The sequence below is a fragment of the Shewanella sp. Sh95 genome, from assembly GCF_001308045.1.
GTDB classification, from domain to species: domain Bacteria; phylum Pseudomonadota; class Gammaproteobacteria; order Enterobacterales; family Shewanellaceae; genus Shewanella; species Shewanella xiamenensis.
Genome location: NZ_LGYY01000002.1, coordinates 42,932 through 55,905 on the forward strand (window position 1 = coordinate 42,932; position 12,974 = coordinate 55,905).

Annotated in this window: 9 protein-coding genes; 3 read left to right on the plus strand and 6 right to left on the minus strand. The window is 45.3% G+C overall.

From position 1 onward, the window contains the following. Positions 1-98: 98 nt before the first annotated feature. The 4 genes from AEA42_RS00230 to dmeF form a co-directional block, all read right to left on the minus strand. On the minus strand, positions 99-1,724 hold the full coding sequence (locus AEA42_RS00230) for a phosphoethanolamine--lipid A transferase (protein WP_055646628.1): 1,626 nt from the start codon (positions 1,722-1,724) through the stop codon (positions 99-101). Positions 1,725-1,982: 258 nt separating this feature from the next. Further along, positions 1,983-4,076, minus strand: a complete 2,094-nt coding sequence (locus AEA42_RS00235) for a prolyl oligopeptidase family serine peptidase (RefSeq protein WP_055646629.1) — start codon at positions 4,074-4,076, stop codon at positions 1,983-1,985. 262 nt (positions 4,077-4,338) lie between these two features. Continuing rightward, entirely contained in the window at positions 4,339-4,800 is a 462-nt protein-coding gene (locus tag AEA42_RS00240; protein ID WP_037417825.1) for a MarR family transcriptional regulator, read from the minus strand. After that, the gene (gene dmeF, locus AEA42_RS00245) at positions 4,800-6,017 is read right to left on the minus strand and encodes a CDF family Co(II)/Ni(II) efflux transporter DmeF (RefSeq protein WP_055646630.1); all 1,218 of its coding nucleotides are present in this window, start codon (positions 6,015-6,017) and stop codon (positions 4,800-4,802) included. Before dmeF ends, AEA42_RS00240 begins: the two co-directional genes overlap by 1 nt. A 626-nt stretch (positions 6,018-6,643) precedes the next feature. Between dmeF and gloA the strand changes: the two genes are divergently transcribed. Next, a complete protein-coding gene (gene gloA, locus AEA42_RS00250) occupies positions 6,644-7,054 on the plus strand; it encodes a lactoylglutathione lyase (protein WP_037417829.1) in 411 nt (136 codons plus the stop codon). 93 nt (positions 7,055-7,147) lie between these two features. Here gloA and msrQ read toward each other — a convergent pair whose 3' ends face one another. Further along, a complete protein-coding gene (gene msrQ, locus AEA42_RS00255) occupies positions 7,148-7,795 on the minus strand; it encodes a protein-methionine-sulfoxide reductase heme-binding subunit MsrQ (RefSeq protein WP_055646631.1) in 648 nt (215 codons plus the stop codon). A gap of 105 nt (positions 7,796-7,900) precedes the next feature. Continuing rightward, the gene (gene msrP, locus AEA42_RS00260; RefSeq protein ID WP_055646632.1) at positions 7,901-8,935 is read right to left on the minus strand and encodes a protein-methionine-sulfoxide reductase catalytic subunit MsrP; all 1,035 of its coding nucleotides are present in this window, start codon (positions 8,933-8,935) and stop codon (positions 7,901-7,903) included. A gap of 273 nt (positions 8,936-9,208) precedes the next feature. Between msrP and rmuC the strand changes: the two genes are divergently transcribed. Together rmuC and AEA42_RS00270 are read left to right on the plus strand one after the other, a co-directional pair. After that, complete coding sequence (rmuC, locus tag AEA42_RS00265; protein ID WP_055646633.1) at positions 9,209-10,822, plus strand: DNA recombination protein RmuC; 1,614 nt, start codon at positions 9,209-9,211, stop codon at positions 10,820-10,822. 68 nt (positions 10,823-10,890) lie between these two features. Then, on the plus strand, positions 10,891-12,816 hold the full coding sequence (locus tag AEA42_RS00270) for a transglycosylase SLT domain-containing protein (protein WP_055646634.1): 1,926 nt from the start codon (positions 10,891-10,893) through the stop codon (positions 12,814-12,816). The last annotated feature ends 158 nt before the right edge of the window (positions 12,817-12,974 follow it).

The following is a 12,974-nucleotide window of genomic DNA, read 5'->3' on the forward strand; positions in this document are numbered from 1 at the left end:
TTTGGATACTGGATAAAATGATTATTATGATGGCGCGCAAAAACAAAAAGAGGATGTTGCCATCCTCCTTTAATTTTTTATGTTATGCCAAAAGCGGCTCAACCTCGGCAGCGGGCAAAAATATCCAATTCAGGCTGATAAACCTGAGTTTGAACATTCATTAATCCCAATAGGCTATCGAATAAATTGTCATGGGAAAATCCCCCCTTTTCAGCTTCTTTAGCAAGACAAGCCATATTCAAGTGATTATCTTGACTAAAGTCCTCAGAAAACCAAGCCAGCATAGGAATACTCGTTTGCTCAATGGGCGCAATGCTGTAAGGGGCGCCATGCAAATACATTCCTTTTTCACCCAAAGACTCGCCATGATCGGATAGATAGAACATGGCAGTATCAAATTTTTCTTGCTGCTGTTTAAGTTTATTGACAACCTGACTAAGAATGTAATCGGTATATAAGATAGTGTTGTCGTAGGTATTCATTAACGCTTCAGCAGTGCAATTTTGAATATCACTACGTGGGCAATCCGGCGTAAATTTACGGTGCTCTGGCGGATAACGTAGATAATAGGTCGGCCCGTGACTGCCAATAATATGTAACGCAATCACGGTATCTTTTTGCTCGGCGTTAGCTAATGCTTCATCAAGTTTGTTCAACAAAACTTGATCAAAGCAATATTGACCGGAGCACAACTCAGGATCGCTCTTTAAATCGATAGTGATGTTCTCAACCTGATCGCACACGCCTTTACAACCCGAGTCATTATCAAACCATTGCACCTTAATCCCGCCATGATTCAGTACATCAACGGCCGTGTCTTGGGCATAGGCACGGCGAGAATCATAGTCATCGCGTCCCATGCGGGAGAACATGCAAGGCAACGATACTGCGGTTGCCGTACCACAAGAATGGGTATCCTTAAAGACCAGTAATCCTTGCCCCTGAGTATGGGCGTTAGTCGGTTTATCATAACCATAGTATTGATAGTTCATCGAACGAGCTGTTTCCCCAACCACCAGCACTAATAAATTGGGCTTAGCGTTGGTATTGGGACTGACATTTTTTGCATCCAAGCCAAGCTGTTCATATTTGATTGGTGTTTGTAGGTAATGCACATTGATGTACTTAGCCGCCGCACCAATAAAATAGGTCGGCACGATATAACGCTTAATCTCATCATTATTGCGGCCAAAGGAAGCGTAGTCTTGGAAATAGAAGAAAGCGATAATCCCAAGCCCTGCTAACATCGCCAGCATAAACAAAACTTTATGTAGCAACTCTTTGAAAAATGGCTTGTATTGAATATCAGCTTTGTAAATCAAATAGGCTGGCAAAATCCCCGTAAGCAGCATATTGAGTATGGAAGCAAAATTGACATACATCAGCGCTTCAGCGCTGTTGGTTTGAAAGGTGTTTTCAATCATGCCGTAATCAAACACGATATTGTATTTTAAGGCCGCAAAAAACACGCTAGATGATAATAAAGTGAGAATGATAAAAAAGGGCTTTAGCAGATACTTCACTGTAAACAGCGAAAACACAAAACTCAGCGCAAAGATCAAAAATAACGGCATACTGGCGATAAAAACCGGATCGACATCAGGTTGTTTTTCAATGCCTTTTTTGATGATTTCAAACAGTGGGATATTAAAAACGCAAACGTAAAATACTGCGGTGATAAAAGTGAAACGATTCACGGTTAGGGTTTTAAATCTCGTCAGCACTGGTTATGGTCTCTCAAATCAATAGTGGGCCGAAGCTAACTTAGTTTTCTTAAGGCAATCTTATGCCCTACAATTTGCGCCATCTTAGCAAGTCGTCAGATTCTCCTCAATTAAATAATCTTTATAATTAACAAGTTATAATACAGATTAAAAAAACGGCCGAATCTGAAGGCATTCGACCGTTTTTGACTCCCCAACCTATAGGGACTTGCTGGGAACTAACCCCAGCTTGTTAATTTACTGCGGTAACAAGTGCGATTATTTTAACTGCTGTAATAAGTAGGCAAACGCCATTGAATTTAGTTCCGCAGCTTGATTATTATCTGCAGCCCCAGCATGCCCACCTTCGATATTTTCATAGTAAAGCACATCAATACCCATATCCTTCATCTTAGCCACCATCTTGCGGGCGTGCCCTGGATGTACCCTGTCGTCACGGGTTGAGGTGGTAAAAAACACCTTAGGATAATGCACGTCTTTATGCAGGTTATGGTATGGCGAGTAAGTTTTTATGTAGGCCCATTCCTCTGGAACATCAGGATTACCGTACTCCCCCATCCAACTTGCGCCAGCGAGTAACTTATTGAAACGGTACATATCGAGTAAAGGCACTTGGCATACCACGGCATTATAGAGATCGGGACGACGGGTAAAGGCGGCGCCCATCAGCAAACCACCGTTACTGCCACCTTGAATGCCTAAATGCTTGCTCGAGGTGATCTTACGGGCGATGAGATCCTCAGCGATGGCCTCAAAGTCCTCGTAGGCCTTATGACGATTCTGCTTAAGCGCCGCTTGATGCCACGCAGGACCATACTCGCCGCCACCTCGGATATTGGCCAGTACATACACACCGCCCTGCTCTAACCAGTTTTTACCAATGGTAGCTGAATACGCTGGGCGAAGAGACACTTCAAATCCGCCATAACCATAAAGCAGTGTTGGATTGCTGCCATCGAGCTTAAGATTTTTTGCCATCACCACAAAATAAGGCACTTTGGTACCATCCTTTGAGGTGGCAAAATATTGCTCGGTTTTAAATTTATCCGCCGCAAACTGCTGAGGCATACCTTTGATTTTTTGAGGTTTAAGCGCCTTAGCATTGACGGTATACAGGCTCGATGGCTCAAGGAAGCTAGTGTAGTTGACAAAGAAATCGTCACTGTCGCGCTCCATATCCATCACAGTTAGCGCGCCGTTGGCCTCAAAGGGCACTGGCGTGCTTTGCCATGCGCCTTTTTCATCTTGCTCGTAGCGAACCAGCTTACTCTTCACGTTATCGAGCCAATTAACAAAAATCGCGCTCTTACTAAAACTTAACTGCGCTATTGATGCTGTTGGCGTAGGGCTCACAAATTCAGTAAACGCCGCTTTTTGGGCAATTAAATCCGCCACATTAGCGTACACCACAGCGCCTTGGCCGAATGTCGCCGCAGGCGTTGCTAAGTCACTTTTTAGCTCAATAAACAATTTGCCTTGGAAATAGCCTTTAATCTCGGCATCTTGTGGGATTGGCAGCTTAGTCAGTTTTCCGTCTTGATAAACATATTGGGTGGCGGTGTAAAAGGTATGTGCTTCTGTGACTAGGCTCAGCGGAGTTTTATCGTCGAACATCACCCAACCCGATACTGCCACCGAGGTTTTATCACCACTAAAAATCGTTTTCGCTTGCTCAAGTGGCGTACCACGTTGCCATAACTTAACGACACGGGGATAACCTGAGTCCGTCATGCTTTGGCCATCACCAAAGTCGGTGCCGACAAATGCTTGGTCTTTATCTATCCAACTTAGGCTAGATTTCGCTTCTTTTAAAAAGAATGGCTTATCTTTTGCTGGCACAAAATCTTTGGTGGTTAAATCAAATTCACGCACTTCGACCGCATCGGCGCCGCCACGGGATAAAGACACAAAACAACGTTGATTATCGGGATATTGGCAATCAATGCTCTTAAATACCCAGTTAACCGATTCCGACTTACCTAAAGCATCGACATCAAGCACAGTTTCCCACTTGGGTTGCGCCTTTGTGTATTCTTCCATGGTCGTGCGGCGATAAATCCCCCGGACATGGGTATCGTCCTTCCAAAAGTTATACAACTTGTCGCCGATGTGGGTAGCGTAGGGAATACGCTCTTTGTCATTGAGGATAGCGAGGCTATTTGCGACTAAGGTATCAAACCCTTTGAAGGCTTTAATTTCGGCGGCTGAGGCGGCATTTTGGGCTTTAACCCATTCCATAGGCTTTGCACCTTCAACCTCTTCAAGCCACATATACGGGTCTTCTTGCGCGTGAACTTGAGCAGTCATAGTGAGCACACCTGCGATGCACCAAGGCAGTAATTTACGATTCATGTTATTCCTTTTTAAACAGAGCCCTTAAACATAGTCCTTAAACAGAGCCCTTAAATTGATTCCATCTTAATTTCTGCTCTACATTACCTTAATTGATTTTCAGTTCAACTTTTAATACAACAAGAATGTAACAAAAGATAAGGTATTGTAATCACGGATGATTAATCGAGAATGAATCGAAAATATTCAAGATGTTGTGTCATAAAAAAAGCGCCCATCGGGGCGCTTTAATCGTGACTTAATGAGCTACATAAATGTGCAATTAAAACTCTTGGTTCATCCGCGTCAGCAGGTTCAGCAGCACGCTGCGCTCCTCCGCGCTCATTTTAGCGGTGAGATCGGTCGTTAATTGCAAATGCAGCGCATCATGCTCAAGGAACAGTGCTTGGCCCTTTTCGGTTAACTCGACCAGAATCGAGCGCCTATCGGTTTCGTGCGGGCGGCGCACAACCCATTGGGATTCGACCATCTTATCGATTTGCACCGTAAGCGTGCCAGTCGTTACCCCAATCTTATCAGCAAGTTCCTTCATCCGCATCGCGCCGTGCACTCCCAATAATTCAATGGTGTGAACCTGTGATAGGCTAAAACCCTTATCACGCACGATAGCATGCTCCCAAGATGATAATTTTTCATAAAACTCAATAATCACATGGTTTAACGCCTGATCCGTGGAATGGACGGCCGAGGCTGATAGAGCATCATGCTGCGGTGCAACTGTCATTAGGCTTCCTTAGCGACACACTCACGTTGACGACAAGTATGCAGCTCAATAGTAATATGGGATAACTCAGGGAACTTAGTCAGTAACTGATTAAAATAACTGGCTTCTTTCGGTGAGTGGGACACTATGGATAACATAATAGCATGGTGATCGGCACTCACGCGCCAAATATGTAAATCAGCGACTTGGTGATCTGGCACCGCTTCAATGGTTTCGCGCACTTTACGCTGTAACGCTGCATTTACCCCGCCGTCGAGCAAAATTGGACTCGTTTGCTGAATCAATCCCCATGACCAGCGACTGATAATAATTGCCCCTACAATCCCCATAATCGGGTCGAGCCAAGTTAAGCCCATATATTTACCGAATAAGAGTGCGGCAATCGCCAGCACTGAGGTTAATGCATCAGCTAATACGTGAAAATAAGCCGCTCTCAGGTTGTGATCATGCCCTGAATGCCCATGGGAATGTCCATGTGCGTGGTTGTGTGAATGGTTATCATGGTCATGGTCATGGTCATGGTCATGGTCATGGTCATGGTCATGGTCATGGTCAGCAGCATGATGATCGTGCCCATGGCAGCAATGATTATCTTGATGAGCCTTATGGTCATCGTTCTCATCATCATCATAATCATGATCATGTGCGTGAATGTGACCATGAGAGTGACCGTGTGAATGCCCATGTGAATGCCCATGTGAATGTCCATGGTCGTGGGAATGATGGTCTTTCAACAGGAACACGCTTAATACGTTCACACTTAATCCAATCAAGGCCACGAAAATGGCCTCATTAAAGTGAATATTCTCAGGGTTTATCAAACGCATCCCTGATTCGATAAGCATGATAAGTGCAACCAGTCCTAAGGCGATGGCGCTGGTATAACCGCCAAGGACACTCACTTTACCGGTACCAAAGGCAAAGGTTGGATCATTGGCATGCTTACGGGCATAGGAATAGGCAAACAGCGTAATCATAAAGGCGGCGGCATGAGTGCCCATATGCCAACCATCGGCCAGCAATGCCATAGAGCCGTATATCGTGCCCGCCACAATCTCGGCCACCATAGTGATAACCGTTAAATACAGCACATAACGGGTATTTTTTTCGCCATCAGTATTTTGTGTAGAGAATCCATGGGGATGTTGCCATTGGGCGATGGAGTGTCCAACGCCATGACTTGGCTGCGACATTGTTGTTGAAGGGGTTATTTTCATTATTCTTTCCTACGTTCCCTGCCCTTATCTGACCGATTTGGACAAAAGTACCTGTGGTGTTTGATGATGTCTGCCAACATTTTAGTTTGAAAATCAAAATATATAAATATCAAAATAATCTTTTTTCAAACTATTTGCAGAAATATTGCCGACAATCACGAGATGTTAAAACGGACAGATACGGAAAATGGCGGAGTCTAGAAACACAAAGGCGCTTAAATCAACTGATTTAAGCGCCTTAACACAGGATTTGATTAGAATGTGGTATCAGAACATAGATACGAAGAATGCACTGAAAAATAAAGCAATTACAACTGTAGTACCTAGCGCCATTTTAAGTTCGGTGTTCATATTCACTCTCCTAGTGGGTATGAACCCATTATTATCAAGCCTGCGATAAATGCCTATATTGAGATAGTTATTTTGTGAGCAAGACCTAAATTATCCTGTACTTTTCACATCGCGTTTAATGGTGACGTGATACAGCTCACACCACGCAACCTCGCCTAGCGCACATCAACTCAAAAATCAAGGCATAGCAATTCGCTTATTCGATTAACATTAAGACTCGATTAACAATGATTTTTGTTATAATGCCGGCATAATTCATTGACCGAGATAATCCTATGTCACAACTGTTACACACAATGATCCGCGTTGGTAACTTAGAGCGCAGTATTAATTTTTACACTCAAATACTTGGCATGAAGCTACTTCGCACCTCAGAAAACCCAGAATACAAATATTCTTTAGCCTTCGTGGGCTACGGTGAAGAGTCAACAGGGCAAGCGGTCATTGAATTGACCTATAACTGGGGCACTGAAAAATACGATCTCGGCACAGGCTTTGGCCATATCGCCATTGGTGATGAAGACATTTATGCTCGTTGTGAAGCCATTGCCGCCGCAGGCGGTAAAGTGACACGCGCGCCTGGCCCTGTTGCGGGTGGCACCACCGAAATCGCCTTTGTGGAAGACCCTGACGGCTATAAGATTGAATTTATTCAAATGAAATCGGCAACCCAAGGTTTAGGTTAAACCATTCTCTTCCAACGTCTGATATAAAAACGGCGCTTGCAGTGTATGCAAACGCCGTTTTCTTTGCTCGTTGATAAATGCCAACACTACAGATTATCGCTTGCCCTCGGCGGCCATCGCGATACGACTGCTACGCTTCTTCTGCCAAATGGGTAAGCGCCACGCGAGCAACAAACCAAAGCCGAGGATATACAGACTCGGTTCGATGATTTCGGATTTGACCGACCAATAAAAATGGATTGGTGCCAGTATCGCCACAAGATATACCCCATTGTGCAACGTTTGCCAACGGCGGCCCATTTTTCGCATTAAGACCTTAAATGAGGTAATCGCTAAGGCGCTCACAATCACATAAGCCACAGCACCAACTAAAATATAAGGCCGTTTCGCCACCTCGCTGAAGAATAACTCCCAAGCAAACAGCAGATCTAAGCTGAAAAACGCAACAATATGCAGTGTGGCATAGGCAAACACATACAAGCCGACAAGCCTGCGAGTCTGCATTAACCAACCTAACTTAAATCTCTTGGCAATAGGTGAAATCAGTAGTGTTGCCAGTAGCGCATTGAGTGCGCCAATTCCAGTAAAGTGGATAATATGCTGCACAGGGTCGCCGCCCGCACGCCCCGATAGCACAGTAAAAACCAACCAAGTAATCGGGATAAGCCCAATCAAATGAAAAACTAACTTTACCCAGAGCAGCTGTTTTGGCGTGACTCTTAACGCCGTGATGTTGAACATAAGACTCCTACTCTTTTCCCCTTTAATGGCGCTAACCATTATCTCGCTAGACAGATATTGCAACTGGCGCAATCGATTGCGCCTAGAATACGGTCGCCGAATGGGTTAATAAAACTGCCTCAAATCCATGCCGTCATATAAAGAGGCCACAAACTCGCCATAGCCATTAAAAGGCAATGTATCGATGCGCTGCGCCGAGAATAACCCACCTTCACCGATGCGCCGCTCACTCGCCTGTGACCACCGGGGATGATCGACAGCTGGGTTCACATTGGCATAAAACCCATACTCATGGGGTGCGAGTTGATTCCAGCTGGTGGGTGGCTGCTTGTCCATCACCCGAATACGCACAATCGATTTAATGCTCTTAAAACCATATTTCCACGGCACCACTAACCGAATTGGCGCGCCATTTTGCGGCGGCAGGGTTTTACCATACAGCCCGACGGACATCAGCGTCAGTTCATTCATCGCCTCGGTAATGGTTAAGCCTTCCACATAGGGATAATGAATGCCACCGCCCATTAAACGGCTTTTTTGTCCTGGCATTTGCTCGGGATCGAAGGCGGTCTCAAAAGCGACATATTTTCCCTTGCTGGTTACGCCCACTTTTTTCAATAACGCCGCAAGAGGAAACCCTACCCAAGGGATCACCATCGACCAAGCTTCAACACAGCGCAGTCGATAAGTACGCTCTTCAAGCGGAAACAGCTTGGTTAGATCCTGGTAATCAAGTGTCATGGGGCGCTCAACTTCCCCTTCAATACGCAATTGCCAAGGGTCGACTTTATACTGCTGCGCATTATCAGACGGGTCTTGTTTGCTGGTACCAAACTCATAAAAGTTATTATGAGTTGTGACCTTATCAAATGGTGTAAGCACCTCACCCTGACCAAAGCGCGCATTGGCCTCAAAAGTCAGTGGCGTGGTGATAAAGCTGGTTTTGGGCTGATCACCAAACAGATCGAATAATCCAGCCTGCACATAACCTGGGATACTGGCACCAATCGCACCTAACCCCATGGCTTTCACTATGTGGCGGCGTGCCTTAAAGACCGACTCAGGAGTAACTTGATTGTCTTGTATATGCCAGCGTGCTTTTTTCAAAATACCCGGTGTAAAACGTGATTGATTAGCCAATGGACACCTCTGCAGAAATAAAATGTTATGTACCGCCTTTTGCTAACGCTAAGCTCTCACCCATAAAGCTCAGGTAAATTAACCTGTGTTGATAAGCTTAGGGATATAGACACAGAAAACCGCAAAAAAATTTCATCCCTCACACTATATCAACCTAAGCGACTAAGTCTTGCTCATTTGAGTCATCAGCTAAACAGATTGTTTATTAAAGCACTTGAAGCCTTTCTAGGGGCATGCGACCCTAGGCGCCATCGCAAAAGGAGTGCTAGTAAGATGCCATTTTCTCAATCTTTTTCCCTCGCCCAGATCATCGGCCTAATCGCCGTGGCCTTTTTAGGACTGTTAATCGGTGCCCTACTCAATCAACGTCTCACCCGTTCTCGCTGGCAACAGTTTAAGGACGAGTTAGAACAAGAAATGCGCCAAGTGAACGAAGATGCAGAGCTTTCCCTCGCGCAGCAGCAAATCTTAGTGGATGATAAAGATAGCCAACTCCGTCAATGCCAGCAGCGCCTAGAGCAAAAAATCGAACATCTAGGCAAAGCCGAGTCCTTAGCCGAGCGAGTGCCGAGTTTAGAGCAGCAATTAAACGATAGTCATCGCCGTCAACTCGAATTACAACTGGCGTTGTCTAAATCCAATGCCCTACAACAAACCATTCAGGCCAAAGCGGATGCCCAGCAAGAATCACTGCGGGAAAAGATCGCCACCCTTGAAAGTGCCGAAGTACGTCTGCAAACCCAATTTGAAAATCTCGCCAACCGTATTTTCGAAGAGCGCAGCGAAAACTTTAAACACCAAAACGCCAATCAATTAGAAGGCGTACTTGGGCCGTTAAAGCAACAGTTAGAAGGTTTTAGGCAGCAAATCCGCGAATCCTATAACCATGAGCAATCCGAGCGTAGCGCCCTTAAACATCAATTAGAGCACTTGCGCGAGCTCAACTTAAAAATGAGCCAGGATGCCATTAACCTGACCAAAGCCTTAAAAGGCGATAATAAGCAGCAAGGCAACTGGGGCGAAGTGATTTTAGACCGCGTGCTGCAAGAAAGCGGCCTGCGCGAAGGCCACGAGTACCACACCCAGCAGGATCTCAAAGATGACAGCGGCAAACGCTTCAAGCCCGATGTCATCGTGCATTTGCCTGAAAATAAAGACGTGGTGATCGATGCTAAAATGTCGCTTGTCAGCTACGAGCGTTATTTTAATAGTGAAGATCCGCTGGTGCGTGAGCAAGCCATCAATGAGCACGTTTTATCGATCCGAAATCATATTAAGGGATTGAGTCAAAAGGATTATCAGCGCTTACACGGGCTTAAAAGCTTAGATTATGTGCTGATGTTTATCCCTATCGAGCCCGCATTTTTGCTGGCTTTAGAGCATGACCCAAGCCTTGTTAACTTTGCCCTTGAGCAAAATATTATGCTGGTCAGCCCAACCAACCTCTTGGTTGCCCTGCGTACCATCAATAATATCTGGCGTTACGAGTATCAAAACCAACACGCCCAAACCATTGCCAAACAAGCAGGCCGGATCTACGACAAACTCTGCGGCTACCTCGACGATATGGAAAAACTTGGCCGTGCTTTAGATAACGCCGAGAAAACCTATCACAGTGCCATGAATAAATTATCCTCTGGCAAAGGCAATTTGGTGCGTCAAGCGCATTTAATGCAGCAACTGGGTGTTGATACCAGCAAACAACTCGATAAGATGTTACTTGAGAAGGCGCTCAATGAAGCCTTAGACGACAGTGATATTGATGAAACCAGCGAGTTCGAAAACGATAGCTCAGCTAAAACAACTGAACACCAAACCAGGGTAACAAAAATTGAGGATGCCACCGCACTCGAACAACTCAACACCCAAACGCAGCAAAACGCCTAAATCACTATTAATCCTGAATCGATAAGGAAAAATCGATTGTAACCTTGATGCCCGGAGGCAAGTTCTGCATGTGCAACCCATTCACAAAGATGGTGTTATCCAGCGCAATTATTATCGCAGGTGCATTTAATGCCTCTGCGGCTTTTGCTTTAACGTCGACCCAAAAGACTTTTCTTGAGGCTGAAAAAGCCTTGAAGAAACAAGACTATGCAACCTATAAGCCCCTGCGTGCTAAGTTAGGTGAATATCCGCTGGCGATCTACTTAGACCATGATATCGATATAGGTCGGCTCAATGATTTACGCGGTAATGACGCTAAGTTTTTGATAGATAAATATCAAACAACACCAATGTACCAAAGACTGCGTTCGAAATATTTATTGAATGCTGGTAGCCAAAAGCGCTGGAACGATTTTCTGACGCTGGCTCAAGATGCGCCAACCGATGTCAGGCTACAGTGTTATTTTTATGAGGCTAAACTTGCCAAAGGTGAAACCCAAACCGCCTATACCGCCGCGCAGTCGCTATGGGTCTATGGTGATTCCCGTCCGAAAGAATGTGACCCTCTGTTCAATGCCTGGACCAAAGCAGGCAAGCGCACTCAAGAGGTAATTTGGGCACGGATGTTAGTGAGCTTCGATGAAGGCCAAACCAGTCTTTTGAGCTTTCTATCGCAAAAAATTACGGTCCATAGCGCCGAAGCCAAACGCTTAGTCGCCGTATTTAAAGATCCCAATAGCCTGCGCCATACTGAAAAATTTAAAGACAAAAATCCTATTGTTGGCGATATCGTTGCTGCTGGGTTAAAACGCCTTGCCCGTAAAGATCTCGACCAAGCCATCGATTTATATACTCGGTATCAAAAAGCCAAACGTTTTAGTCCCGCGCAAGATCTACAGCTGAAAAAGTATCTGGTGCGCCGAGTATTGATTGAGCAGGATGATAATTTTAAAGACTGGGCCGATAATCTGCTGCCAGAGATGAAAAGCGACGATATGTTCGAACGTCGTTTACGTTGGGCGATTCGCGAGCAGGACAGCACCCATATTGCCCGCTACTTAGATTTATTATCACCTGAAGCTCAAGCCAAAGAACGCTGGCAATATTGGCTGTATCGCACCAATGCCAAACATGCCCCAGAAAGCGCCACCAAAGCCCTAGCGGCCGTTAGCAATGAGCGCGGCTTTTACGGTTTTGCCGCCTCACAATTATTGAATAAGCCCGTATCGCTAAATCAAAGTCCTGAGCCGGTTATCAATGGGAACAGTCCAAAACTCGAAGATGATTTGGGTTTTGTGCGCGTACAGGAGCTGATGGCGCTCGATCGTTATTTCGATGCCCGTTATGAATGGGTGGCACTGCTCAAACGCAGCAATAATGACATGCGTGCTCGTTATGGCCGTTATGCCCATGATCAAGGCTGGTATGACTTTGGCGTCGAAGCCAGTATTCAAGGCAAACTTTGGGACGACATCCCCCTACGCTTCCCAATGGCGCATCAATCGGGCTTTGAACATGCGAGCAAAAAGCACAAGGTTAATATCGATGAAATCCGCGCCATTAGCCGACGCGAAAGTGCGTTTTTCCTCTATGCAACGTCTGGCGTTGGTGCCCGCGGTTTAATGCAGATTATGCCCGCGACCGCCAAGGCCACAGCAAAAAAACACGGTGCTAAATACAACGATCCAAAAGATCTCTACAGTGCCGAACTTAACTTAAACTTAGGCAGCGCCTATTACGCCCAATTATTGAAGGAGTTCAATCAAAACCGCGTATTAGCCACAGCCGCTTATAACGCAGGCCCATCAAGGGTTCGCCGCTGGTTATCGGAATCAAATGGTCAACTCGATGCGATGAGTTTTATCGAGTCTATTCCCTTCACCGAAACCCGTGAATATGTACAAGCCGTGTTAAGTTATCGCTTGATTTACGAAGCGCAAAAACAACAGCCACAGCCTTTATTTAACGAGGCTGAGCTGAAGTTCCATTACTAAGGAGAAGACTAAATGTAATAAAGGTGGCAAAGGTAGTGTTCATAATTCTGTGTCATTTCAGTAAAATATTCAAAAACAGGAATGACACATGACCCAACCTTTTAACTTCGAACAAGCCCTTAAAGATCTGCAATCAGGTAAAAGCCTCACAGGTAAAG

Excerpts from the sequence above, each read along its gene's own strand:
- rmuC (WP_055646633.1), top strand. The coding sequence starts at position 9,209 with ATGCCATTTTCTCAATCTTTTTCCCTCGCCCAGATCATCGGCCTAATC.
- dmeF (WP_055646630.1), bottom strand. The coding sequence starts at position 6,017 with ATGAAAATAACCCCTTCAACAACAATGTCGCAGCCAAGTCATGGCGTT.
- AEA42_RS00235 (WP_055646629.1), bottom strand. The coding sequence starts at position 4,076 with ATGAATCGTAAATTACTGCCTTGGTGCATCGCAGGTGTGCTCACTATG.
- msrQ (WP_055646631.1), bottom strand. The coding sequence starts at position 7,795 with ATGTTCAACATCACGGCGTTAAGAGTCACGCCAAAACAGCTGCTCTGG.
- AEA42_RS00270 (WP_055646634.1), top strand. The coding sequence starts at position 10,891 with ATGTGCAACCCATTCACAAAGATGGTGTTATCCAGCGCAATTATTATC.
- AEA42_RS00240 (WP_037417825.1), bottom strand. The coding sequence starts at position 4,800 with ATGACAGTTGCACCGCAGCATGATGCTCTATCAGCCTCGGCCGTCCAT.
- gloA (WP_037417829.1), top strand. The coding sequence starts at position 6,644 with ATGTCACAACTGTTACACACAATGATCCGCGTTGGTAACTTAGAGCGC.